This is a genomic window from Streptomonospora arabica (genome assembly GCF_039531585.1).
GTDB classification, from domain to species: Bacteria; Actinomycetota; Actinomycetes; order Streptosporangiales; family Streptosporangiaceae; genus Streptomonospora; species Streptomonospora halophila.
Map to the genome: position 1 here is coordinate 137,837 of NZ_BAAAQI010000004.1, position 25,338 is coordinate 163,174.

17 protein-coding genes are annotated in these 25,338 nt (G+C 73.1%); 10 read left to right on the top strand and 7 right to left on the bottom strand.

The genetic code is table 11. The features are described 5' to 3' along the window. The first annotated feature begins 29 nt into the window (after window positions 1-29). The 4 genes from hisS to ABD284_RS09105 all read left to right on the top strand — a co-directional run bounded on the left by hisS (window position 30) and on the right by ABD284_RS09105 (window position 8,016). Window positions 30-1,346 (top strand): histidine--tRNA ligase, encoded by a 1,317-nt coding sequence (gene hisS / locus ABD284_RS09090; RefSeq protein WP_344142178.1) that lies wholly within the window; start codon window positions 30-32, stop codon window positions 1,344-1,346. A gap of 229 nt (window positions 1,347-1,575) precedes the next feature. Further along, window positions 1,576-4,011, top strand: a complete 2,436-nt coding sequence (locus ABD284_RS09095; protein ID WP_344142179.1) for an ATP-binding protein — start codon at window positions 1,576-1,578, stop codon at window positions 4,009-4,011. Between the two features lie 217 nt (window positions 4,012-4,228). Further along, a complete protein-coding gene (locus tag ABD284_RS09100; RefSeq protein ID WP_344142181.1) occupies window positions 4,229-6,763 on the top strand; it encodes an ATP-binding protein in 2,535 nt (844 codons plus the stop codon). Window positions 6,764-7,164: 401 nt separating this feature from the next. Beyond that, on the top strand, window positions 7,165-8,016 hold the full coding sequence (locus ABD284_RS09105; protein WP_344142182.1) for an AMP-binding protein: 852 nt from the start codon (window positions 7,165-7,167) through the stop codon (window positions 8,014-8,016). Window positions 8,017-8,094: 78 nt separating this feature from the next. On the opposite strand, the gene ABD284_RS09110 is transcribed toward ABD284_RS09105, so the two are convergent. Both ABD284_RS09110 and ABD284_RS09115 read right to left on the bottom strand, forming a co-directional pair. After that, on the bottom strand, window positions 8,095-9,042 hold the full coding sequence (locus ABD284_RS09110; RefSeq protein ID WP_344142183.1) for an alpha/beta hydrolase: 948 nt from the start codon (window positions 9,040-9,042) through the stop codon (window positions 8,095-8,097). Window positions 9,043-9,173: 131 nt separating this feature from the next. After that, window positions 9,174-9,740 (bottom strand): ATP-binding protein, encoded by a 567-nt coding sequence (locus ABD284_RS09115; protein WP_344142185.1) that lies wholly within the window; start codon window positions 9,738-9,740, stop codon window positions 9,174-9,176. A 419-nt stretch (window positions 9,741-10,159) separates the two neighbouring features. Here ABD284_RS09115 and ABD284_RS09120 point away from each other — a divergent pair, with 419 nt between their 5' ends. From ABD284_RS09120 to ABD284_RS09140, 5 genes are all read left to right on the top strand, one after another. Next, entirely contained in the window at window positions 10,160-11,128 is a 969-nt protein-coding gene (locus ABD284_RS09120; protein ID WP_344142186.1) for an ATP-binding protein, read from the top strand. A gap of 580 nt (window positions 11,129-11,708) precedes the next feature. Beyond that, window positions 11,709-13,286 (top strand): ABC transporter substrate-binding protein, encoded by a 1,578-nt coding sequence (locus tag ABD284_RS09125; protein ID WP_344142187.1) that lies wholly within the window; start codon window positions 11,709-11,711, stop codon window positions 13,284-13,286. Window positions 13,287-13,374: 88 nt separating this feature from the next. Continuing rightward, window positions 13,375-14,325, top strand: coding sequence for an ABC transporter permease (locus tag ABD284_RS09130; RefSeq protein WP_344142189.1), 951 nt, complete (start codon window positions 13,375-13,377; stop codon window positions 14,323-14,325). Next, window positions 14,322-15,224, top strand: coding sequence for an ABC transporter permease (locus tag ABD284_RS09135; protein WP_344142190.1), 903 nt, complete (start codon window positions 14,322-14,324; stop codon window positions 15,222-15,224). The genes ABD284_RS09130 and ABD284_RS09135 overlap by 4 nt, the downstream gene beginning before the upstream one ends. After that, window positions 15,221-16,939, top strand: a complete 1,719-nt coding sequence (locus ABD284_RS09140; protein WP_344142191.1) for an ABC transporter ATP-binding protein — start codon at window positions 15,221-15,223, stop codon at window positions 16,937-16,939. The genes ABD284_RS09135 and ABD284_RS09140 overlap by 4 nt, the downstream gene beginning before the upstream one ends. A 121-nt stretch (window positions 16,940-17,060) precedes the next feature. On the opposite strand, the gene ABD284_RS09145 is transcribed toward ABD284_RS09140, so the two are convergent. The 5 genes from ABD284_RS09145 to dxr all read right to left on the bottom strand — a co-directional run bounded on the left by ABD284_RS09145 (window position 17,061) and on the right by dxr (window position 24,045). Then, entirely contained in the window at window positions 17,061-17,903 is an 843-nt protein-coding gene (locus tag ABD284_RS09145; protein ID WP_344142192.1) for a GNAT family N-acetyltransferase, read from the bottom strand. Window positions 17,904-18,098: 195 nt separating this feature from the next. After that, window positions 18,099-19,526 carry an alpha/beta hydrolase gene (locus tag ABD284_RS09150; RefSeq protein WP_425573285.1) on the bottom strand — a complete coding sequence of 476 codons (1,428 nt, stop codon included), beginning with the start codon at window positions 19,524-19,526 and terminating at the stop codon, window positions 18,099-18,101. 352 nt (window positions 19,527-19,878) lie between these two features. Further along, the gene (ispG, locus tag ABD284_RS09155; protein WP_344142196.1) at window positions 19,879-21,036 is read right to left on the bottom strand and encodes a flavodoxin-dependent (E)-4-hydroxy-3-methylbut-2-enyl-diphosphate synthase; all 1,158 of its coding nucleotides are present in this window, start codon (window positions 21,034-21,036) and stop codon (window positions 19,879-19,881) included. 428 nt (window positions 21,037-21,464) lie between these two features. After that, entirely contained in the window at window positions 21,465-22,823 is a 1,359-nt protein-coding gene (locus tag ABD284_RS09160) for a M50 family metallopeptidase (RefSeq protein WP_344142198.1), read from the bottom strand. Window positions 22,824-22,845: 22 nt separating this feature from the next. Continuing rightward, the gene (gene dxr, locus ABD284_RS09165) at window positions 22,846-24,045 is read right to left on the bottom strand and encodes a 1-deoxy-D-xylulose-5-phosphate reductoisomerase (protein WP_344142441.1); all 1,200 of its coding nucleotides are present in this window, start codon (window positions 24,043-24,045) and stop codon (window positions 22,846-22,848) included. A gap of 205 nt (window positions 24,046-24,250) precedes the next feature. Here dxr and ABD284_RS09170 point away from each other — a divergent pair, with 205 nt between their 5' ends. Next, window positions 24,251-25,309, top strand: a complete 1,059-nt coding sequence (locus ABD284_RS09170) for a trypsin-like serine peptidase (RefSeq protein ID WP_344142199.1) — start codon at window positions 24,251-24,253, stop codon at window positions 25,307-25,309. Window positions 25,310-25,338 lie beyond the last annotated feature (29 nt).

Below are 25,338 nucleotides of genomic sequence, written 5' to 3' on the forward strand. Positions count from 1 at the left end.
CTACCGGCCGCAAGGAGCCACCCGAACCCATGTCCGACCAGCGCGTCCTCCGCCCGACACCCATCAGCGGCTTCCCCGAGTGGTCGCCGGAGATCCGGTCCGTGGAGCAGGCCTGGCTGGACCATATCCGCACCGGGTTCGAGCGCTACGGCTTCGCCTCGGTCGAGACGCCGTCGGTGGAGGCCCTCGACGTGCTGATGGCCAAGGGCGAGACCTCTCAGGAGGTCTACACCCTGCACCGGCTGCAGGAGGACGCCGACGACGGCTCCGACGCCCGGCTGGGGCTGCACTTCGACCTGACCGTGCCGTTCGCGCGCTACGTCGCCCAGCACTTCAACGAGCTGACGTTCCCGTTCAAGCGCTACCAGATGCAGCGCGTGTGGCGCGGCGAGCGCCCGCAGGAGGGCCGCTACCGCGAGTTCACCCAGTGCGACATCGACGTGATCAACGTCGACCAGGTGCCGCTGCACTTCGACGCCGAGCTTCCGCGCATCGTCCACGAGGTGCTGACCGGGCTCGACCTGCCGGCGTGGACCATCAGCGTGAACAACCGCAAGGTGCTGCAGGGGTTCTACGAGGGCCTGGGCATCGCCGACCCGATCGCGGTGATCCGCGCCGTGGACAAGCTGCACAAGATCGGCGGCGACGGCGTGCGCGCGATCCTGCTGGAGCGGGCCGGCCTGAGCGTGGAGCAGGCGGCGGCGTGCCTGGAGCTCGCCTCGGTCAAGGGCGCCGACGCCTCGGTGGTGACCGAGGTCAAGCGGCTGGGCGTGCAGTCCGCGCTGCTGGAGGAGGGCCTGGAGGAGCTCGGCTTCGTCCTGGAGTCGCTGGCCGACCTGCCCGCGGGCAGCGTGGTGGCCGACCTGTCCGTCGCGCGCGGCCTGGACTACTACACCGGCACCGTCTACGAGGCCGCCTTCGACGACGACCCCGCATACGGCAGCATCTGCGCGGGGGGCCGCTACGAGGACCTGGCCGGGCAGTTCATCCGGCGCCGGCTGCCGGGCGTGGGGATCTCCATCGGGCTGACGCGCATCTTCGCCAAGCTGGTGGCCGAGGGCCGCATCGCGCCCGGGCGCTCCTGCCCCACCGACGTGCTGGTGGCGGTGCCCTCGGCCGAGCGCCGCGGCGAGGCGCTGCGAACCGGTGCGCTGCTGCGCGGGCGCGGCATCAACACCGAGGTGTTCCACCAGGCGGCCAAGATCGGCAAGCAGATCCAGTACGCCTCGCGCAAGGGCATCCCCTACGTCTGGTTCCCGCCGTTCGAGGACGGCCGCGAGCACGAGGTCAAGGACCTCGGCAGCGGCGAGCAGGCCCCGGCCGACCCCGCGGAGTGGCGACCCTGATCCGCCGCCCGGCGGCGGGGCGCTGAGCGGGCCACAGGGCGCTCCCGCCGCCCCGGTACCACGGCGGGGCGGCTTCCTCCCGCCTGTTCACAGCCGGTGCCGGAACCGGCCATTCCCAAGACAACCCCCTACCCGCGTGCAAGACTGCTGAGCACGGCCGACGCCGGTGTGGGTGCCTCTGCGCGCCCCGGCGCGGCCACGACGACGCGGCCGCCTAGTGAACGAGGCCATGACCACCCCGCGCCCATCCCCGCCCCGCGCGGCCGGCGAACTCATCGGCCGCGAACGCGACATCGCCGACCTCTGCAGGGTCGTCGGCGGCAACCGGCTTGTCTCCCTCACCGGCAGCGGCGGAATGGGCAAGACCCGCTTGGCCGTGCGGGTCATGGAACTGGCGGAGCCGCGCTTCGCCGACGGCGTCCGCTTCGCCGACCTCGGCGAGGCGGCCTCGCCCGACCAGGTGGTCCGTGCCGTCGCCCGCTCGCTGCGGGTGCTGGAGAACAGCGAGAAACCGCCGCTCGACGCCATCGTCACCGACCTGCGCGACAAGCGCGCACTAGTGCTGCTGGACACCTGCGAGCGCGCGGTGGCGCCGCTGGCGGACCTGTGCCGCGAGGTGCTCGCCTCGTGCCCGGGGGTGCACATCCTGGCGACCAGCCGCCAGCCGCTGCGCGTGCCCGGCGAGTCCGTCTGGCGCGTACCCCCGCTGTCGCTGCCGCCGGCGCCGCGGTTGCGCGAGGACGGCGCCCGCGTGCGGCCGGTCCCGCCCGAGCACACCCGGCGCTACGAGGCGGTGCGCCTCTTCGCCGCCCGCGCGCAGCAGGCGCGCCCCGGTTTCCGCTTGACCGCCGAGAACGCCGACGGCATCACCAGGATCTGCCGGATGCTCGACGGCGTCCCGCTGGCCATCGAACTCGCCGCCGCCCGGGTGCGCGTGCTTTCCGTCCAGCAGATCCTCAACCGCCTGGACGACCGCTTCCGGCTGCTGGTGGCGGCGGGCGACGCGCTGCCCGCCCGGCAGCGGACCCTGCGCGCGGTCCTGGAGTGGAGCCACGACCTGCTCAGCCACCCTGAACAGGTGCTGCTGCGCCGACTCACCGTATTCGGCACCTGGAACCTGGAGCAGGCCGAGAAGGTGTGCGGGCACGGCGACGTCGATCCCGGCGACGTGCTGGAGCTGCTTTCCTCGCTGCTGGACAAGTCGCTGGTCGTGCTCGACACCGAGGTCGACGAAACCGTCTACTACCGGCTGCCCGAAACCGTGCGCGCCTACGCCGCCGAGCGCCTCGCCGCCGCCGGCGAGGAGGACGACTGCTGGCGGCGCTGCCTGGACGAGGCGGTCGGCCGGGCGGAGGCGATGGCCGCCGCGATCGCCCGGCCGCTGCCCTGGTCGCGGCGGCTGGCGCTGCTGCACCTGCTCGACCACCACCGCGAGAACACCGCCCGCCTGCTCACCTGGGCGCAGCGCAACGGCCGCGCCGAGGAGGGGCTGCGGCTGTGCGTGGCGCTGCGCCCCTACTGGTTCGTGCGCGGGCTCTTCATCGACGGCACCCGGTCGCTGCGCCAGCTGCTGTGGATCTCCCCCGAGTCCCAGCCGCCCCCGGTGCGGGCCCGCGCGCTCGCGGTGCACGCCGAGTTGTGCCTGGAGGTCGAGGGCGCCGGCACCGCGGTCTCCATCGCCACCTCGGCGCTGGAGACCGCGCGCGAGTGCGACGACACTCCCGCCGAGGCCGTCGCGCTGGGCGTGCTGGCCGCGGCGGCGCTGCGCATGGGCCAGGACGGCGCCTCCACCGGCCACGCGCACATGGCGCTGGCGGCCGCCGAGCAGGCGGGCGACCACTTCACCGAGGTCTACGCGCTGGGCACGCTCGGGCGGTTGGCCCGCAGGCGCGGCGACGCCAGCATCGCCGAGGAGTACCTGCACCGCAGCATCGCCGCGGCCGAGCGCCTGGACGACCGCTGGTGCGTGGCGCGCTCCCTCCAAGGGCTGGGCGTGCTGGCCACCCAGCGCGGCGAGCTTGAGGCCGCGGCGCGCCGGCTCGACCGCGCGCTGCGGATACTCGCCGAGATGGGCGTGGCGCCCCAGACCGCCCGCTGCTCGGCGTCGATGGGCTACCTGGAACTGGCGCGCGGCGACATCTCCGGTGCCCGGCGCCTGTTCTCCGGCGCCCTGCGCATCAGCTCCGCAGCGGGCCGGCGCGGCGCCATGGCACGGGCGCTGGAGGCGCTGGCCGAGCTCGCCCTCACCGAGGAGCAGCCCGAGCGCGCGGCGTCGCTGGCGGGGGTCGCCGCTCGGCTCTACACGGCGCTGCAGCAGCCCTCTCCGCGCGCCGAGCGCCTCTACCGGCAGGTCGGGCACATGCTGCCGAGTGATGTCGCGGACAAAGCGTGGAAGGCCTGGCGCCCGCTGTCGCTGGACCAGGTGGTCGAACAGGCCGTGTCCTTCCCCGCGCCCCGCCGGCCGCTGCCCTCCCTGCTGACGCGCCGTGAGCGCGAGATCGCCGTGCTGGTGGGCGAGTCCATGTCCAACCGGCAGATCGCCGACCACCTGACCATCAGCCAGGCGACCGTCGCCCGCCACGTGGCCAACATCTTCCGCAAGCTGCTGATCACCTCGCGCGCGCAGCTGGCGGCATGGGTCGACGAGCACCGGCTGGAGCGCTGATCCGCTCCGCGTCCGCCCGCCCCGCGACCGGCTTCGGCGCCGCCACCTGCACAGGCGCAGCACCGCGGAGCCGATTCCGCCGTATCGCTTGCATACCGAGAGTGCACCTAATAAGACAGAGCCCTAGGCACGAGCACGCACCATCACGTACCCGACCCCGCCCTTACCCCCAGGCAAGGTGAGCGCGGCCCCCGAACCGCCTACTCGCGTGAAGGCCATGGCAACTCAGACCGCGCCCGCGCGGCAGAACCTCCCCGTTGAATCCGACAGCCTCATCGGCCGCGACCGCGATCTGAGCGAACTGCTCAGGCTGCTGGAAACCGACCGCGTGCTCACGCTCACGGGTGCCGGCGGGATCGGCAAGACCCGGCTCGCGCTGCGCCTGGCCGCCCAGGCCACCGCGTCCTTCCCCGACGGTGTCTGGCTCGCGGCCCTCGCCGACGTCTCCACCCGCGCCGAGGTCGCCGCACGGCTCTGCGGCGCACTGGGTGTTACCGAGGAGGGCAACCGCGATCCGCTGGAGACCGTCTGCGACGCGCTGCGCGGGCGCACGCTGCTGCTGGTGTTCGACGGCGTCGACGGTGTGGCCGACCACGTGGCCGAGATCGCCGGGACGCTGATGTCCTCCTGCCCCTCAGTGTCGCTGCTGGTGACCGGGTGCGAACCGCTCCGCGTCGGACGCGAGACCGTGTGGCGGGTTCCGCCGCTGCCCGTCCCGACCGCCTGCGACGGCGCCGAGCCCGCTGCCGACGGCGCGGTGCGGCTGTTTCTGGAACGGGCACGCGCCGCGGTCTCCGACTACGCCTCCTCTCCCGAGGAGCTGGCCGCCGTCAACCGGATCTGCCGCAGGGTGGACGGTATACCGCTGGCCGTGGAGCTGGCCGCCGCGTGGGCGGGGCGGGTCGACGCCGTCGGCATCGACGCCGGACTGGCCGCGGCGCTGGAGGGCGCGGGGGCCGGCGCGGAGCGCAACGGCGCGCCGCGCTCCCTCGTGCTCGACGCGGTGGTGGGCTGGAGCCACTCGCTGCTGAGCATGCCCGAGCGCGTCCTGCTGCGGCGGCTCTCGGTCTTTCCGAACTGGTGCCTGGAGCTGGCCGAAAGCGTCTGCGCCGAGGAGCCGCTGGCCGAGAACGACGTCCTCGACCTGCTCTCGGCACTGCTCGATCGATCGCTGATCACGCTGACCGGCGAGCACCTGAACCGGGTGCGCTACCGGCTGCCCGCCCCCGTGCGCGAGCATGCCCGCGAGCGGCTGGCCGAGGCGGGCGAGGACGTGGGTGTCCGCGCCCGCCACACCTCCCGCGTGACGGCGGTCGCCGAGGACCTGGGCCGCGTCGCGCTGGCAAGCCGCGCGATGCCGTGGCGGGAGCGGTTCGCCTACTGGGACCGGGCGGTCTCGGAGTACGACAACATCCGTGCCGCCCTGCACTGGGCGGCGCGCGAGGGCCGGGTGCGCGACGGGCTGCGACTCTGCGCGGGGATGCGGCCCCTGTGGTTCACCTCCTGCCAGTTCGCCGAGGGCGAGGAGTGGTATGCCGCGTTCCTGTCGGCGGCGGAGGCCGGTCCGGACGGGCGTGACGGGCCGGACGAGGCCGCCGGCGCCGACCCGGGCGACGGCGGCCCGGCCACCGGCGCGCTGCGCGGCCGGGTCCTCGTCTACCGGGCCGAGCTCGCCTGGCCGCGGAAGCGGTTCGACGAGACCGCCGCGATGGCCCGCACCGGCGCGGGCCTGTGCCGCGCGGCGGAGGACTGGGCCACCGTCTGCCTGGCCGAGAACCTGCTCGCGCTGATCGCCAGTGTCCGCGGCGACGCCGCCGCCGCCAGTCGGCACGTCGCCGGCGTGCTGGAGCTGGCGCGGTCCACGGGCGACCTGTGGAACGAGGCCCTCGCGCTCAACGTGCAGGGGTCGATGGCGGCCCGCGACGGCGCCTTCGCCGAGGCCGACACGCGCTTCAACACAGCGCTGATGATCATGCGCGGCATGGACCACCGCTGGGGTGTGGGCACCACGCTGATGGCCCACGGCGCGGCCGCCGAGGGCCAGGGCGACATGCAGACCGCCGACCGCTGCTACCGCGAGGCGATGGACATCCACCGCACCATCGGCGCCCCGGGGGAGCTGGCGGCATGCCTCGCGGGCGTCGGCCGCGTCGCCCGGCGGCTGGGGTCGGTGACCCAGGCCTGCGACTACCTCGGCGAGAGCCTGCGCCTCAGCCACACCACCGGCCAGCGCGGAGGGCTCGCCGAGACGCTGGCCTCGATCGCCGGCGTCGCCGACCAGCAGGGCATGCGCACGGAGGCGGCCCGGTGCGCCGGCGCGGCGTCGGCGCTGCTGGAGTCCAGCGGCTGGTCCGGCTTCGGTTCGCCGCGCTTCCCGCTGACGGGCGACGTCACGGGGATCGACTCCAACGCGGAGCTCCGCGCCTCCTGGGAGGAGGGTCGCCGGCTGGGTGTCGAAGAGGCGGTGGAGCTGGCGGCCGGCATCGCCGAGTCCGGGCGCATGCCCCGGCCGCGCCCGGCGCCCGCCCCCCTCTCCGCGCCGCCGAGGAAGGCGCTCACCCGCCGTGAGCGCGAGATCGCCCAGCTCGTCGGCGAGGGATGCAGCAACCGCACTATCTCCGAGCGCCTGGTCATCGCGCCGGCCACGGTCGCCCGCCACGTGGCCAACATCAACCGCAAGATGGGCTTCAACTCCCGCACGCAGATCGCCGAGTGGGTCACCCGGCATTCGGGCCGCACCGACCGCGGGTGACCGGCATGGCCGCGCCTACATCCGGTGAACCGGAAACTACATATGCAGGTGCACACGTTTATGCATGTGCAAACGCGCGGTAAAACGCTAGAGTCGGAGACATGGGATCGCGCCCGGGGCACAAAGCCCCTAGCGGGCGCGACTCCGACCTCCCGGAGCCGCTCCGGGATGCCGTGGAGGCCGTGCCGGTGGCCGGCCCGACCAGCGCCCCCGCTTCGTGCCGATCGGGGGCGATGGAGTGGGACACCGGCCGCGATCTCGGCGGTGACGCTGGAACCGTGCGGTGTCTCGGGCGCGCAGAGGGGAGGCGCCCGTGACACCCGCCGCACGGGAGTGCCGGGCTCGCCACGTGGAGGGGGCGTGACGAGCCCGGCACGCGATCGCGGCTAGATGGGGGACCGATGAGGGCCGACGGAGCCGACGACGACCGACCGCCCTTCCTCGGCGGCGCCGCACCGGTGGGGTCGCTGACCGGCGGGCTGCTCGCCCGCCTGCGCCGCACCGAGGCCCGGCCGCTGGTGGGCGACTCCCGAGGGGGCGCGGTCCGGGGCGCGGACTTCGCCGCCACCGTCGAACGGGCCGCCGCCGGGCTCGGCAGGCGGGGCATGTGCCCGGACGACATCGTCGGCGTGCTGGCGCCGGTGTGCCCGGAGCGGCTCACCGCCGTCTACACGGTCATGGCGATGGGCGGGCTGGCCCTGCCGCTGGACCTCGACTCCGACCTGGAGACGATCACGGAGATACTCACCGCCGTGGACGCCCGGATGATCCTGGTGACGGCGCCGCTGGCGGGGATCGCCCGCGAGCTGGCCGACCACTCCCGCGTGCGCCAGGTGGTGGCCTTCGGCGACGCACCCGAGACGACGCCCTTCGGCGAACTGCTGCTGCCCAGCCCGGACGGCAGCGGCTACGACCCCGCGCGCGGGCTCTTCGACAACGGGATCCTGGACTGCTCCGAGGGGGAGTCCGGCATCGAGAGCACCCTGCACGGCCACCGCGAGCTGCTCGGGCGCTTCCACGCGGTCAGCGCCGAGCTCGCGCTCACCTGCAGCGACACCGTCCTGCTGGACGCCGCCTGCGACGAGTCCGAGCGCGCGGTGCTGGGCGCGGCCGCGCTCTGGGCCGGCGCCTCGGTGATCACCACGCCTGCCCGCGACCAGCGCGAGGCCGCCGCCGCGGCCGAGGCGCACGGTGCCACCGTGCGCTGCTCTCCGTCGCCGCAGCGGATCGCCGTCGCGCACCCCGCGGGGTGAACCCCGGCGGCGCACTGTTCCGCCGCGCTCCCGGCCCGCCCGGCGCCTACCGGGCCCGGCCGCCCCGCAACGCCCCCGCTAGGCGCGGGGGCCGTGCAGGGCGGCGCGCAGCGCGTCGAAGGCGGGCTGGGCGGCGGCGCGGGCCGCGGGCACGGCGTGCATGAAGCGCAGGAAACCGTGCACCAGCCCCGGGCTGTCCCGCCATCGGGCGTCCACCCCGGCCTCGCGGAGCAGGTCCGCGTAGGCGGCGCCGTCCGCGCGCAGCGGGTCGAGCTCGGCGGTGAGCACGAACGTCGGCGGCTGGGCCCCCGGGTCCGGCGCCGTGGCCGGGGGAAAGTACGGAGGCAGCCGCTCGGCCGGGAATCCGCCGAGGAAGCTGCTCAGGTACCAGTCCATGTCCTCGGGCCGCAGGCCCGCGGAGTCCGGCTCCGTGCCGCCGCCGCTGTCGGCGCCGCCGCCGGTGGCGGGGTAGATCAGCAGTTGGAAGGCGGGCGGAGGGGCGCCGCGCTCGGCGGCCGTGAAGGCGACCTGGGTGGCGAGGAAGCCGCCGGCGCTGTCGCCGGCGACGGCCACCCGGTCGGGGGCGGCGCCCAGCGACGCCGCCTCGGCCAGGACCCAGAGGTAGGCGGCGTAGGCGTCCTCGACCGCCGCCGGATAGGTGTGCTCGGGGGCGAGGCGGTAGTCGACGGCGACCACGACGGTGCGGGCCTGCTCCGCCAGCAGCCGGACGGCGTTGTCGTGGGTCTCCAGCCCGCCGGCGACGAAGCCGCCGCCGTGCAGGTAGAGCGTCGCGGGCAGGTTCTGCTCATCGGTGGGCCGGTAGGCGCGGGCGCCGATACCGGGCGCGCCGTCGGGGCCGGGAATCACCAGGTCGCGGATCTCGGCGGGCTCGGCGAGCCGGGGGGCGGCCAGGCTCTCGGCCCGTTCACGGGCGCGTTCCGCGGCGAGGTCGAGGGAGTCGTCCCAGACCACATCGGGACGGTCGGCCAGGTAGTCCTCCAGTGCGGGATCGAGCCGGGCGGTCACGGCGGCCTGCGCTCCTCTCGTCGGTTCGGCCGGGAGCCGCGTCGGCAAGGACCCCGGCGGCCGGGAGCCGCGTCGGCAAGGACCCCGGCGGCCGGTACCCGCCCACCGCCTCCCTCGACTCCCGGGACGGCTCAGGACGCGGCGAGGGGCTCGATGTCGATCTCGAACCACGCCACGTGGGTGGTGTCGGTCCAGTACTCCCCGCTTCGGGTGGTGCAGCTCTCGATGATGAGCTTGCCGCGCCCGTAGTCGTCGTTGTCTGTGCGGGAGGAGTCGGCGGAGTCGGCGGGCTGGGCCTTCTCGCCCTGGTCGGCGACCGCCACGCGCACGCGGTCGCGCTCCGAGCGGATGAACAGGGTCATGACGCCGCCGGTCTGGCCGGAGCGGGAGTGCAGCAGTGCGTTGGTGGCGAGCTCGCTTGAGGCCAGCTCGGCATCGTCGAGCACGGACTCCGGCGGCTTGGCCCGCTCCAAGAACTCGCGCACGCGGGCGCGGATCGAACGCACGGCGGTGAGGTTGCCGACGCAGCTCCAGACGGTGTGGTCGGTCGCGGTGCCGGAGTGCTCGCCGGACTCCAGCGCCTCGGTTTCGAACCCGGCGGAGGAGTCGGGGCCGTGCTGTCGGCGGGTGCCGGGGCAGACGTCGGAGGCGGCCGTGTCGGCAGCGGCGTGTTCCCGGAGTCGCTGCGAATCGCTCATTCCCGTCTCACTCCCCATCACCACCGGGCGACAGCCGACGGCCTCACCTTAGACAACGCCACACCTCCACCAGGACAGCACATCCGGCCGCGATCACTCCCGCATACCCCGCAGAACACGGTTCCGTGTCGGCGCCGATTCGATCCGGGGGAAAGCCGACGGAACCACAGACAACCCTTTGACCTGCACGTTCATGATACGGGCCGCCGCGGTGTGCCCGCGCGGGCATCTCGGGGCGCTCGCGGCCGCCCGCCGCCGGATCCGCCACCGGGCCGCCAGGACACGATCGGGTGAATTACCTGACAGGCGACGTGCAAGCAACGATAATCGTTTCCATTACCGTGGACTTCGCCGCGGGAGCGGAGCCGCGGGCGTCGAACCCGTCCGCAAGACCACCGGACAAGACCAGGAGGCCAGCTGTGAAGATCGCGTTCGCCGGCAAGGGCGGCAGTGGAAAGACGACGCTGTCGGCCCTGTTCACCCGCTACCTGGCCGCAGCCGGCGCGGCCGTCGTCGCGGTCGACGCCGACATCAACCAGAACCTGGGCGCCGCGCTGGGGGCGTCGCCCGACGACCTGGCGGGGATCCCGCCGCTCGGCACGCACCTGGACGAGATCAAGGAGATCCTGCGCGGCGACAACCCGCGCATCGCCTCGGCCGACGCCATGGTCAAGACCACGCCTCCCGGGCGCGGCTCGCGCCTGCTGGACATGTCGCCGCGGAACCCGCTCCACAGCCGCTTCGGCCTGCCCGCATCGGGCGCGACGCTCATGGTGACCGGGCCGTTCAGCGAGGACGACCTGGGGGTCGCCTGCTACCACTCCAAGGTCGGCGCCGCCGAGATGTACCTGAACCACCTGGTCGACGGCCCCGGCGAGTACGCGGTCGTGGACATGACCGCCGGTGCCGACTCCTTCGCCTCGGGCCTGTTCACCCGGTTCGACGTCACGTTCCTGGTGGCCGAGCCCACGCTGCGCGGCGTGGGCGTCTACCGCCAGTACGCCGAGTACGCCCGCGACCACGGCGTCGAGATCCGCGTGATCGGCAACAAGGTGCAGGACGAGTCCGACGTGGAGTTCCTGCGCGAGCACGTGGGCTCGGCGCTGGCGGCGTGCTTCGGCCACTCGCCGTTCGTGCGCGCCATGGAGAAGGGCCGCCACCCCGACCTTTCGGAACTGGAGGGGGAGAACGTCAAGACGCTGGCGTGGATGCGCGACAGTGTCGACGCCGCGACCAGGGACTGGGCCCGCTTCACCCGGCAGAGCGCCGAGTTCCACGCGCGCAACGCCCGCAGGTGGGCCAACGCCGCCACCGGCGCGGACCTGGAGTCCCAGATCGACCCGGAGTTCGTGATGGGTCCCGAGGCGCTGGAGGCGCAGCGGGCCTGAGGTCCCGATGCCGGGGCACCCGCGGCGGTGGAAGCCCGGCCGCCCGCCGGAGCCGCGGGGGCTCCTCACCCGCACGGAGCGGAAGGCGCCCCCGCCGCCGGGACTCGGCTGCGCCCCGGAGGCGACTGGGCCGCCGACCGAACAGCCGAGCCGCACCATCGAATCCGACAAATCACGCATTTCGGTCAGCAAACAACAAGACTTGACTACCCGCGTGCATCGATTGCATCACGAAACAAGGCGCGGAACTGACATCTTCCACCCCGTGAACGACGCTCGACCCGCCTGCGGCTCGGCACGCGCGGCGGGTCTTGCGATTATCGCAAACCCGCAGGTGGGCGGCGAAATTGTGACAACGGGTGATCGAGCGACAAGATCGGCTGCACGGACGCGCGAATCACGGTAAGTGACCGACTGAACACGGGTTGACGTGCGTGTTTCCGGTGACAACCATCGAACAGTCGGCGCGCTCCCCCCGTCTGCGTCGGCCGGCGCGACCGCTGCAACCGACCCTCTCCCCGCGGGAGGCCTGGTCGGCGGACCGGCGCCGTGTCCGATCCCCAACCGAATCGAGGTCCCCGTGCCGCCCTCTGTCGACAGCGATCATCCGGGAACCGAGGCTCCTCCCACCCGCAGAAGCGTTCTGAAGGCCGGCGCCGCCGGTGCCGTCGTCGTCCCCGCCCTCGCGGCGTGCGGCGGTGGCGGTTCCAGCGAGGCCGGCAGCAAGCGGCTGCGCGTTGGCGTGGCCGGCGGATCGGCGCAGGACACCCTGAACGCACACACCCCGACCGACAACACCGACATCGCCCGCTGCCACAACCTCTACGCCAGCCTGTGCTACTTCGAGACCGACTACTCGATCCAGATGGCGCTGGCGGAGTCGATCGAGCCCAACGACGATGCCACGGTCTGGACGATCACCCTGAAAGAGGGGCTGACCTTCCACGACGGCTCGCCGATCAACGCCGACTCGGTGATCTTCACGATGCGCCGGATCACCGACCCCGATGAGCTGGCCGTCAACAGCGAGCAGCTGTCCACCCTTAAGCGCGACGAGCTCGAACGGGTCGACGACCGCACCGTGCAGCTCCCGTTCAGCGAGCCCTACGTCATGCTGCTGGACCTGCTGGCCGAGTACTCGATGGGGATCGTGCCCGAGGGATACGACCCCGAGAAGCCCATCGGTGCGGGGCCGTTCAAGTTCGCCGAGTTCACGCCGGGCCAGCGCAGTCTCTTCACCAAGTTCGACGGGTTCTGGAAGGGCGCTCCCCAGCTGGAGGAGCTGGAGATCGTCAACTTCCCCGACGAGACCGCGCGCGTCAACGCGCTCCTCGGCGGCCAGGTCGACGCGATCAGCCAGCTTCCGCCCAGCCAGATCGAGGTCGTGCGGGCCAACCCCAACATCCGGACCCTGGAGTCCGAGACCGGCATGTGGGTTCCGTTCACCATGCGCGTGGACAAGGCCCCGTTCGACGACGTCCGCGTGCGCCAGGCCTTCCGGCTGATCGTCGACCGCCAGCAGATGGTCGACCAGGCCCTGGCCGGGTACGGCAGCGTCGCCAACGACATCTACGGCCGGTTCGACCCCGCCTACGACGAGGACAAGCTGCCCGACCAGCGCGAGCAGGACATCGCCGAGGCCAAGCGGCTGCTGGAGGAGGCCGGCCACGGCGACGGCCTGGAGGTCACGCTGGTCACCGGCCCCATCAGCACCGGAGCCGAGGCCGCCGCACAGGTGTTCAAGGAGCAGGCGAGCAAGGCCGGCGTGACCGTCCAGCTCAACCAGACCAACTCCACCGAGTACTACGGCGACAACTACCTCAAGTGGACCTTCGCCCAGGACTTCTGGAGTACCCGCAACTACCTCTCCCAGGCGGCGCAGGGGTCGATGCCCGACGCCGCGTTCAACGAGACCCACTGGGACGACGAGGAGTGGCTGGAGGTGGTCCGCGAGGCCCGCGCCACCGTCGACGACGACGAGCGCCACCGGCTGATCCGCAAGGCGATGGAGATCGAGCACGAGCGCGGCGGCTACATCATCTGGGGTTTCGTCAACATCCTCGACGGCTTCCACCGCAAGGTGAAGGGCCTGGAGCCCTCGGCCACCGGACACCCGCTCACCTCCTACGGCTTCTACCGCGTCCGTATCGAGGAGTGACGGCGCCCTAGCCGCTCCCCGCGGCGCGGCACCCGTACCGTGCCGCCTCCGATCCCCTTTGACCGATGTCTCGCAAAGGTCGTCACACATGTCACGTCTGATCCTGTACCGCCTGGGCTACGGGCTGCTGACACTCTTCGTGGTGTCGCTCGTCGTCTTCCTGGCGACCCAGGCCCTGCCCGGCGACGCGGCCCGCGCCATCCTGGGCCGCGACGCCACCGCCGAGCGCGTCGCCGTCCTGCGCGACCAGCTCAACCTCAACGACCCGCTCGCCCTGCAGTACGGCAAGTGGATAGCCGGTGTGTTCACGCTCGACCTCGGCGACTCCTTCGCCAACGCCCGCCCGGTCGCGGAGTACCTGGGCCCGCGGGTGGCCGGCAGCCTGACCCTGCTGGGACTGTCCGCGCTGCTCGCCACGCCGATCGCGCTGCTGCTCGGCGCGCTCAGCGCCATCCGCCGCGACCGCGCCGCCGACCACGCGACCTCCATGGTCTCGCTGGTGCTGGCCTCGCTTCCGGAGTTCGCGGTCGGCATCCTGCTGATCCTGGCGCTGTCGACCGGTTGGCTGCACCTGCTCCCGCCCGTGTTCGCGGGCACGGCCAGCTCGGTCCTCGCCGATCCGGTGCAGCTCATCCTGCCCGTGCTGACCCTGGCGATCGCGGTGAGCCCGCCCATCGTCCGGATGATGCGCGCCTCGATGATCGAGGTCCTGGAGAGCGAGTACGTACAGCAGGCCCGGTTGAAGGGGTTGTCCGAGCGGGTGGTCATCTGGCGCCACGCCGCCCCCAACGCCATCGGCCCCGTCGCCCAGGTGATCGCCGTCCAGCTCGGCTGGCTCGCCGGCGGTGTGGTGGCCGTGGAGTTCCTGTTCGCGTTCCCGGGCATCGGCCTGGCCCTCATGGACGCCATCGCCACGCGCGACATCCCGGTGATCCAGGCGATCACGCTGCTGATCGCCGCCGTATACATCGTGGTCAACCTGCTGGCCGACGTCGTGGGCCTGGCAGCCAACCCGAAGGTGAGGGTGTCCGCCCGATGAGTACAGCAACCGCTACCGCACCCGAGGCCGCGGCACCCGCGCCCGCCTCCCAGCAGCGACGCGAAGGACTGTTCCGCGCGGCGTGGCGGCACGGGCGCACCAAGGCCGGAGTGACCCTGGTCGGCGTGATCGTGCTGATCGCCGTCGTCGGGCCGTTCGTCAGCCCGTACTCGCCCACCGAGCTCGTGGGCATCCCCAACCGGGCCTCCGCGGACGGCACCGTCTTCGGCACCGACGGCATCGGCCGCGACGTGCTCAGCCGGTTCCTGCACGGCGGCTACACGCTGATCTCCATCGCCGTATCCGCGGCGCTGGGCGGCGTCCTGCTGGGCACCGTGCTCGGCGTCATCGCCGGCTACCAGCGCGGATGGCTGGACGAGGCCATCATGCGCGTCAACGACATGGCGCTGGCGTTCCCGCAGCTGGTCCTCGCCCTGCTCGTCATGTCGATCGTCGGCCCGCAGGTGTGGCTGATCGTCGCTTTGATCGGCGTCTCCCACGCCTGCCGGGTGGCGCGCGTGGCCCGCGAGGCCACGCTGAAGGTGGTCGAGCAGGACTTCGTCAAGTCCGCCGAGGCCATCGGCCTGCCCCGCTGGCGCATCATGACCGCCGAGATCCTGCCCAACATCACCAGCCCCCTGCTGGTCGAGCTGGGTCTGCGGATCACTTACTCGGTCGGCCTGATCGCGACGCTGAGCTTCCTCGGCATGGGCCTCCAGCCGCCCACGGCCGACTGGGGTCTGATGATCAACGAGAACCGGATCGCGGTCACCGTGCAGCCCTGGTCCGTGGTCCTGCCCGTCGCGGCCGTGGCGCTGCTGACCATCGGGGCCAACCTCATCACCGACGGACTCTCGCGAGCGTCGATCGGTATCGATCGCGGGGTGGAGAAGCAATGACGATCCAGGACACCGCCCAGCACAACGCCGACGAGGAGGAGCGCACGGCGCTCCGGGTCGAGGGGCTGACGGTCATCGGCCGCCCCTCCGACGTCGAGATCATCTCCGACATCTCCCTGCAGGTGCGCCGCGGCGACATCCTGGGCCTGGTCGGCGAGTCCGGGTCGGGCAAGACGACCCTGGGCCTGGCGCTGCTCGCCCACTGCAAGCGCGCCACCGAGGTCACCGCGGGCGGGATCACGCTCTCCGGCGAGCCGCTGCTGGGCCGCGGCCCCGCGGACGTGCGGCGGATGCGCGGTCGCGCGGTCGCCTACATCCCGCAGTCCCCCGCGTCGGCGCTCAACCCGGCGCTGCGGCTGGGCACCCAGCTGCGCGAGGCGCTGCACGACGCGACCGGCGGTGACGCCACCGCCGGTGGTGAGGACTCCGAGTCCGCCGCGGCCGTCTCGGACACCGACGCGCGCGTACGCGAGGTGCTGCGCGAGGTCGCCCTGCCCGAGGACGACCGGTTCCTGCGCCGCTACCCGCACCAGCTCTCCGGCGGGCAGCAGCAGCGCGTGGCCATCGCCATGGCGTTCATCGCCTTTCCCGACCTGATCGTGATGGACGAGCCCACCACCGGGCTGGACGTCACGACGCAGGCGCACGTGCTGCAGACCATCCGCCGGATGACCCGCGAATACGGGACCGCGGGCGTCTACATCAGCCACGACATGGCGGTGGTGGCCGACCTCGCCGACGACCTCGCCGTGATGTACAAGGGCGACGTCGTCGAGCACGGCCCGGCCGCCGAGGTGCTCTCGCGCCCGCAGCACCCCTACACGATGCAGCTGCTGCGCGCGGTGCCCCTGCTCAAGACCGAAGGCCACACCGCCCCGGCCGAACCCGCCGAGGACGCTCCCGGGCCGCTTCTGCGGGTCCGTGGCCTGCGAGCGGGCTACGGCTCGACGACGGTGCTCAGCGACATCGACATCGACGTCGACCGCGGCGAGTGCGTCGCGCTGCTCGGCGAGTCGGGGTCGGGCAAGACCACGCTGTCGCGTTCGCTGGTGGGCCTGCACCACCAGTTCAGCGGCGAGGCGGTCTTCGACGGCGAGCAGCTGGCCACCAGCAGCTACCGGCGCACCGCCGAGCAGCGCCGACGGGTGCAGTACGTCTTCCAGAACCCCTACGAGGCGCTGAACCCGCGCAAGCGCGTACGCGACCTGGTCCTGGCGCCCTACACCCACCTGGTGGGCAAGCCGGCCGACGCCGACGGGATCGTGGGCAACGCCCTGGAGCGCGCCGCGCTGCCGGCCTCCTACGGCAACCGCTACCCCGACCAGCTCAGCGGCGGCGAGCGCCAGCGGGTCTCGATCGCCCGCGCGATCGCCACGACGCCCGACCTGCTGATCTGCGACGAGATCACGTCGGCGCTGGACGTGTCGGTGCAGGCCGAGATCGTGGAGCTGCTGCGCAACCTGCAGCGCGACGGGATGGCGCTGCTGTTCGTCACCCACAACATCGCGCTGGTCTCCAACATCGCCCAGCGCGTGGCGGTGCTCAACAAGGGCGAGATCGTCGAGTACGGCGACGTGGGCACGGTGATGTCCAGCCCGACGCACTCCTACACCCGGGCCCTGATCGCCGACACGCCCGATTTCGAGCTGTCCCTGGGCGAGGCGCCGCAGTCGGATGCCCCCGCTACCGGCGCACCCGCCGCGGGCCGCGACTGAACAGGGCCGGGACCGGGCCGAGCTCGGCACGGGGACCGCGGCGCCTCGGCCGCCGCGGTCCCCGGCCCGCTCGCACCCTCTGCGGGGGGCGCTTCGGCTCCGGGGCGCGGCGGCGCCGCCGCTAGAACAGCACCGAGCGCACGGCCCCGACCTCGCGGAACCCCACCGCGCGGTAGGCGGCGCGGGCGGGGCTGTTGAAGTCGTTGACGTAGAGGGTCACCCGCGGCGCGATCTCGGCGAGGGCGTAGCGCACGACGGCGGCCATGCCGGGGACCGAGTGGCCGCGCCCGCGCAGCTCGGGGTGCACCCACACGCCCTGCACCTGGCAGGCGTGCGGAGTGACCGCGCCGATCTCGGCTTTGAACACCACCCGGCCGTCCTCGATGCGGGCGAGGGCGCGGCCGGTGCGTACCAGCTCCTCGATCCGGGCCCGGTAGAGCGAGCCGCCGTCGCCGGAGTCGGGTGGAACGCCGACCTCCTCGGTGAACATCGCCACACAGGCCGGCAGCAGGATGCCGATCTCGCCGGGGTGCACCCGGCGCACCAGCGGGTCCGGCTCGCGCCGAGGCGGCTCGGATATCTCCATGACCGGCTGCCGCTCGCGGATGGTCCTGGCCGGGCCCCAAGCGGGGCCGAGGCGGGCCCACAGATCGGCCACCGGGTCCACCGGGCCGACGATGGAGGAGCAGCGCCGCCCCTGCCAGCGGGCGTGCTCGGCGAACTGGCGCACGGCGTCGGGGCCGGCGTTGACCGGCACCAGGTTGGCGCCGGAGTAGCACAGCGCCGTGATGCGGCCGCGTTCGATGTAGCCCCACAGCTCGGCGCCGAGCCGGCCGGAGTCGATGCCGCCGCTGCGCAGGCGCGAGCTGACGAAGACGTTTCCTACGGGGTCGGCGTCGAGCAGGGCCTGGACGCTGTCGCGGTCGCGCTCGTCGAGCACACGTACCGATGAGGTCCGCAGCACCCGCATCACCCCGTCCGGTAGCGGGCGGCCCCGCCGTGCGCGCTCGGCCGCCGATCAGCGGCCCGGTGGGTCGGGCCCGCGCCGTGAACAGTCATGTTCCTCGCTTCCCAGACTAATCGACCGCGGGTAGCGCACCGCTCCCGGTGCGAGCGCGGCTCGTCCGCACACGGACGGGCCGGGTGCCGGGTCGGGCGGTCACCGGCGCAGGTCCGGCGCGGCCTGCGGTCCGCGGGAACCGGAGGCGTCGCCGGACTCGGCTGCGGGTGCGGGCTCGGGGGAAGGGGGGCAGACGAGGTCGGCCGCGTCCGGGCGGCCGCCGGCCGGGGGCAGCGTGCCGTCGCGCAGGTAGTCGGCGACGGCGCCGTCGACGCAGGGGTTGCCGCCCAGCGAGACGCCGTGGGAGACGCCGCCGCTCTCCAGCACGAGCCGGCCGCCGGGGAAGCGCTCGCGCATCGCGAAGGCGCCCTCGACCGGCGTGGGGCCGTCGTCCTCGGCCTGGACCAGCAGGGCGCCGGAGACACCGCTGCCGTCCACGTCCGGCCAGGTGCCGCCGGGGGCGGACCAGAACGCGCACGGCATATTGTACCAGATGTTGTTCCACCCCTGGAACGGGGCTTCGGCATGCGCCTTCTCGCCGTCATCCAGCCAGGTGCGCGTGTCGCGCGGCCACCGGGCGTCGGTGCACTGGGTGGCGAGGTAGGCGCCGTAGGAGGCGTCGCTCTCGGCGCTGTCGCCGTATGCGCGGTGCACCTCGGTGAGGCCGGCGGTGTCGCCGTCGCGGGTGTGGTCGGAAAGGGCGCGCGCCAGCTCGGGCCAGGTCGCCGCCGAGTAGGCGGCGGTGAGGTAGGTGTTCTCCAGTTCCGTCGGCCCGACGGCGCCTTCGGCGGGGGCTTCGGCAAGGTCCGCGCGGGTGCCGTAGTAGGCCGCGGCGGTCTCGCCGGCGGTGTCGCCCAGGCCGTAGGCGTCGTCGTGGCGCGCCGTCCAGGCGAAGAAGTTCTGCGCGGCGGCGTCCAGCGACCGGCTCTGCCGGAGGTTGGCCCGGTACCAGGGGCGGCCGGGGTGGACGACGCTGTCCAGGACCAGGCGGCGCACCCGGTCGGGGTGGCGGGTGGCGAAGACCGCGCCGAGCAGGGTGCCGTAGGAGTAGCCGAGGTAGTCGACGCGCTCGGCACCCAGGGCCGCCCGGATGGCATCGATGTCGTCTGCGGAGTCGGCGGTGCTCATGTGCTCCAGCAGGTCGCCGCCGGTGGAGCGGGAGCAGGCCGCCGCGTAGTCGGCGGCCCGGTCGGTCAGGGTGGCGGAGTCGGCGGCCGTCCGCGGAACGGTGTCGGGGCGGGGCGCCTGGAAGAACTCGGGGTCGCAGGAGACCGCGGGGGTGCTGGCTCCCGTGCCGCGAGGGTCGAAGCCGACGACGTCGTAGCGGTCGCGCAGGTCGTCGGGCAGGGACGCCGCGGTGCGCGCGGCCCAGATCCGGCCGGGGCTGCCCGGTCCGCCGGGGTTGACCACCAGCGTCCCGGTGCGCTGCTCGCGGGCGGGCACGCGCGAGAGCGCCAGTTCGGCGGTGCCGCGCTGCGCGGCCGGCGCGCCGCGGTCGAGGGGGACCGTCAGCCGCGCGCAGACCATCGGGGTGCCTTCGGGCGCCTCCAGCCCGGAGCACGCGCCCCATTCCAGCCGCTGCTGCGGCGCGTTCGCGGCCGCGGCGGTGCCGGGAACGAGGGCCAGCGCCGCCGTCGCCAGCGCCGCCGTGTGCGCCGCCGCGGCCGCCCATCGGGAAGAAGCCACGCCCGCCTCCTTCGACCTCGCGTCATCGGACGAATTCTCTCCGTATCCGACCGGGATGTGCGGAAGCGACACGGCGGAGGGGACCGAGGGCGGTCCGGTGCCGGGGGGCCGCTGTGCCGACACCCCGGCGGGCGCGGTGCCCGCCGGGGTGTCGGCGCACGGTGCGGCCGGTCCTCACGCCGGCCGCGCGGCCTCAGCCCGCGACCGAGACCGAGGGCGCGCCGGGCTCGGCGCCGTCGGACTGCATGTCCTCGGCGATGCGCATCGCCTCGTCGATCAGCGTCTCGACGATCTGGGACTCGGGCACGGTCTTGATGACCTCGCCCTTGACGAAGATCTGGCCCTTGCCGTTGCCCGAGGCCACACCGAGGTCGGCGTCGCGGGCCTCACCCGGGCCGTTGACCACGCAGCCCATGACGGCCACGCGCAGCGGGACCTCCATGCCCTCCAGGCCCGCGGTGACCTCGTCGGCGAGCTTGTAGACGTCGACCTGGGCGCGCCCGCAGCTGGGGCAGGAGACGATCTCCAGGCCCCGCTCGCGCAGGCCCAGCGACTCCAGGATCTGGTTGCCGACCTTGACCTCCTCGGCCGGAGGGGCCGACAGCGACACGCGGATGGTGTCGCCGATGCCCTCGGCCAGCAGCGCGCCGAAGGCCACCGAGGACTTGACGGTGCCCTGGAAGGCGGGGCCGGCCTCGGTCACGCCCAGGTGCAGCGGGTAGTCGCACTTCCCGGCGAGCAGCCGGTAGGCGTTGATCATCACCACCGGGTCGTTGTGCTTGACCGAGATCTTGATGTCGCGGAAGCCGTGCTCCTCGAACAGCGAGCACTCCCACAGCGCGGACTCCGCCAGCGCCTCGGGGGTGGCCTTGCCGTGCTTCTCCAGCAGCCTCTTGTCCAGCGACCCGGCGTTGACGCCGATGCGGATGGGCACGCCGGCGTCGCTCGCGGCCTTGGCGATCTCGCCCACGCGGTCGTCGAACTTGCGGATGTTGCCGGGGTTGACACGCACCGCGGCGCAGCCCGCCTCGATCGCGGCGAAGACGTACTTGGGCTGGAAGTGGATGTCGGCGATGACCGGGATCTGGGACTTCCTGGCGATGATGGGCAGCGCCTCGGCGTCGTCGGCGCTGGGCACCGCGACGCGCACGATCTGGCAACCCGAAGCCGTCAGTTCGGCGATCTGCTGCAGCGTCGAGTTGATGTCGGACGTGACGGTGGTCGTCATCGACTGCACGGAAACGGGGGCGTCCCCACCGACCGGTACGTTGCCGACCATGATCTGCCGCGACTTCCGCCGCTGAGCGAGCGGACGGGGCGGGGCGGCGGGGATTCCAAGATCGACGGTCACGCGTTTTCACCTCACGGCTGCCGGGGGCTCGGCCGGCAGCGTCGTTAGAAGTCGGTTTGAAATCGGGGCAGCGGACAGCGAGAGCCGCCGCCGGGGGCGCCGGGATCAGACTCCGGGCGCTCCGACACGCTGCCAAGGCTACCCGTATCGAGCAGGACGTTACGCCGTGACCAAGAGAACAGAGGGTGACCGTTCGCAGCGTGATTGCGGTGATTCACCCCGCATCGCATTCCGGAGATCACCGGCGAAGCGGGGCGAAGGGAGCACGCGGGTTCGGGGAGGGGCGGTCACTCGCGTCCCGCAGGCCCCCTGCGTCCCAGGCGGCACGATAGCGGGCGGCCGCGGCCATCGCCGACATCCAGCGCGTATGGGGACATCCGCGCCGGTGGCCCGGCCGCCCGCGGGCGGCCGGGCCACCGGCGCCGGGGTCACTGCGTGAGGCGCACCGGGTTGAACACGTCGGCGACGAGCAGCATCACGCTGAAGACCACGAAGCAGGCCACGACGATGTAGGCGACCGGCATCAGCTGCGCCACGTCGAAGGGTCCGGGGTCGGGACGGCGGAACAGGCGCGCGAAGCCGCGGCGCACCCACTCCCACAGCGCGCCGAAGATGTGCCCGCCGTCCAGCGGCAGTATCGGCACCATGTTGAACGCGAACAGGAACAGGTTGACCCCGGCGAGCATGTTGACCAGGAACACCACGCGGTCGGTCATCGGGATGGGCTGGGACAGCACCTCGCCGCCGATGCGCGAGGCGCCCACGATCCCCACCGGGGAGTCGACGGTCCGCTCCTCGCCCAGGAAGGCGGCGCGGAACACGTCGTCGACCTTCGCGGGCAGTCCGATCAGGGCGTCGGCCACCCCCACGACCGACTCCCACATGCGCTCGGCCGACTCGCCCACGGTCAGCGGGCTGCGCTCCTGCGCGAAGGTGATGCCCAGGAACCCGGCGGTCTCGGTGGCGGGCACCCGGAAGCCGCGGTCGTCGGTGACCGGCTCGCCGTCGGGCCCGGTCTTGTAAACGATCTCGCCTTCGGCGTCGCGGGCGACGACCTGGTTCTCGATGAGGTCGACGGTGAGCGTTCGCCTCTCGCCGTCGCGCTCGACGGTGAACTGCGTGGGCCCGGTGTGCTCGCGGATGGCGGAGTTGGCGGCCTGCCAGCCGGGCGTGGGCTCGCCGGCGACGGCCACGATCTCGTCGCCCGGCTGCATGCCGGCCTCCATGGCCGGGCTGGGCTCGGCGCCGGGCGGGCAGTCGGTGGTGGCCGAGTCGGCCGGCAGCACACACGTGGAGACCGTGTTCACCGTGGTGGTCTGCTGGGGGACGCCGATGCCCATCATGATGGCGGCGAACAGCAGCACGGCCAGGATCAGGTTCATCGCCGGCCCGCCGGCCATGACGATGATCCGCTTCCAGGGGGCGCGCTGGTAGAACTGGCGGTCCTCGTCGCCGGGTTCGAGCTCGACGCTGTTGGCCTCGCGGGCGTCCTCGATCATCGCCCGCCACCGCGAGATCGGCTTGCCGGAGGTGTCGCGGGGCTTGGCCGCGGGCGGGATCATCCCCACGAGCCGCACGTAGCCGCCCAGCGGCACGAGTTTCACGCCGTACTCGGTGTCGCCCCACTTGCGCGACCACAGGGTCTTGCCGAAGCCGACCATGTACTGGGTGCAGCGGATGCCGAACATCTTGGCGGTGGCCAGGTGGCCGAGTTCGTGCCAGGCGATCGACAGGAGCAGCCCGAGGAAGAACAGTACGATCCCGAGCGCGGTCAGAAACGTGACCATGTGACTCTCCCCGTACCTCTCGTCATGCCGCCCGCGCGATCAGTTCGCGGGCGCGGCGGCGCGCCCAGTCGTCGGCCGCGTAGAGCTCGGCCGGCGACAGGTCGGACGCCGCCGCGCCCGCCCGGTGTTCTGAGACTACCTGTGCCACCGTGTCCACGATGGCGGGAAATGCCAGGGTCTCGTCGAGGAAGGCGGCCACGGCGACCTCGTTGGCCGCGTTGTACACGGCGGGCGCGGTGCCCCCGGCCGCCCCGACCTCGCAGGCCAGCGACACGGCCGGAAACGCCTCGTGGTCGAGCGGGGCGAAGGTCCAGGTGTGGGCGGAGGTCCAGTCGATCGGCGGCGCCGCCGCGCCCACGCGCTCGGGCCAGCCGATGCCGTAGGCGATGGGGATGCGCATGCTCGGCGGGCTGGCCTGGGCCAGCGTGGAGCCGTCGACGTACTCGACCATGGAGTGGATGACCGACTGGGGGTGCACCACCACCTCGATGCGGTCGAAGGGGATGTCGAAGAGCAGGTGGGCCTCGATGACCTCCAGCCCCTTGTTGACCAGGGTGGCCGAGTTGACGGTGATCACCGGCCCCATGTCCCAGGTGGGGTGGTTCATGGCCTCGGCGGGGGTGACCCCGGCCAGCTCGTCGCGGCCGCGCGCGCGGAACGGGCCGCCGCTGGCGGTGATGACCAGCCGGCGCACCTCGTCCAGCGGTGCGTCGACCTGCCCCTGAGCGAGGCTGGCCAGCTCGCCGGGCGCGGCGCGCGGGAAGCACTGGGCCAGGGCGAAGTGCTCGGAGTCGACCGGCACGATCTGGCCGGGCTCGGCAGCCCGGCGCACCAGCGGCCCCCCGATGATCAGCGACTCCTTGTTGGCCAGCGCCAGCAGCCGCCCGGCCCGCAGCGCGGCCAGCGTGGACTCCAGGCCCAGCGCACCGGTGATGCCGTTGAGGACGACGTCGCACTCCCAGGCCGCGAGCTCCGCCACGCCCTCGGCGCCGGCCAGGACCTTCGCCGCCGATCCGCGCTCGCGCAGGCGCGCGGACAGCCCCTCCGCCGCCCGGGGGTCGGCCACGGCCACGGCTTCGACGCCCAGCGCCGCGGCCTGGTCGGCCAGCAGGTCGGCCCTGCCGCCCCCCGCCGCCAGGCCGACGACGCGGAAGCGGTCGGGATCGGCGGTGACGACCTCGATGGCCTGGGTCCCGATCGAGCCGGTGGAGCCGAGGATCACCACCTCGCGCCGGCGCTGGGCAGGGACGTCCGCAAGCAGCTTCTCCGCGATTCGCACACTGCCATTGTCGCCCATGTCCGCGGACCGGTCGGCGCCGTCCACAGGGGCCGCGGCCGCGGCAGGACCGCGGCCCCTACCCAGCCGACCCGCCGCTCATTCCTAAAGTAGTCATTCGATTACACAAAGTGTGGCATGATCCGGGGCCATGTACTCACCCGTCTCCCGCAAGCTCGTCGGCACCCTGCTCAGCGCTGTCACGGCGCTGGCCGGAGTTCCCGGAGCCGAACCCGCCCACGACGCCGCAAGCGGGGCCCAGGCCGGCGCAGCCGCGCAGGCGGCCCCCTCGTCGGAGGCCGCGGCCCCCGCGCAGGACGCGCGGGATCGGACAGCGCCCGCCGGACACGAGCAGGACGGCGTCGTCCGGCAGGCCGCCGCCGTCGGCGCCGACGAGCACCGCGAGGTACTGGACTACTGGACCCGGCAGCGCATGGCCGAGGCGGAGCCCCTGGTACCCGCGCTCAACGACCTCGCCGGCAGCCTGCTGCCGGGCACGGGCGAGGCCGAGCAGCAGGCCGCCGGGGGCTCCAGCACCGGCGAGCCCTGGCAGGGCGGCGGCCGCGTGACCCGCACCACCGGCAAGGTCTTCCTCACCCTCGACGGACGCGACTTCACCTGCTCGGCCTCGGTGGTCTCGGCCGACAACCACGACACCGTCATCACCGCCGGGCACTGCCTCAAGGACGGCACCGGCCCGTGGGCGGCCAACTGGGCCTTCGTCCCCGGCTACGACGACGGCCGGAGCCCGCACGGCCGCTACACCGCGCGGCAGATGTTTGTCGCACCGCAGTGGGCCGGCGGCGCCGACGACAGCTACGACTTCGGCATGGCGGTGCTCAACCGCTCCGACGGCGCGCACGTCCAGGACGAGGTCGGCGCCCAGCCCATCGCCTTCGGCACCGAGCCGACCGACCCCACCTACGCGTTCGGCTACCCGGCCACCGGCAGGTACGAGGGCCGGCGGCTGCACTACTGCTCGGGCCCGACCGTGGACGACGACGGCGGGACCACCGCCAACGGCATGGCCTGCAAGCTGACGGAGGGCTCCAGCGGCGGCCCATGGCTCAGCGGCTTCGACGAGGGGTCGGGCAAGGGCACCGTGGTCTCGGTGATCAGCTTCAAGTACGCCGACGACAGCCGCACCCAGTACGGCCCGCACCTCGGGGGCGCCGCCCGCAAGGTCTACGACCGCGCCCGGTCCTACTAGGGCCGGGGCGGGCGGCGCGGGTGCCGGCC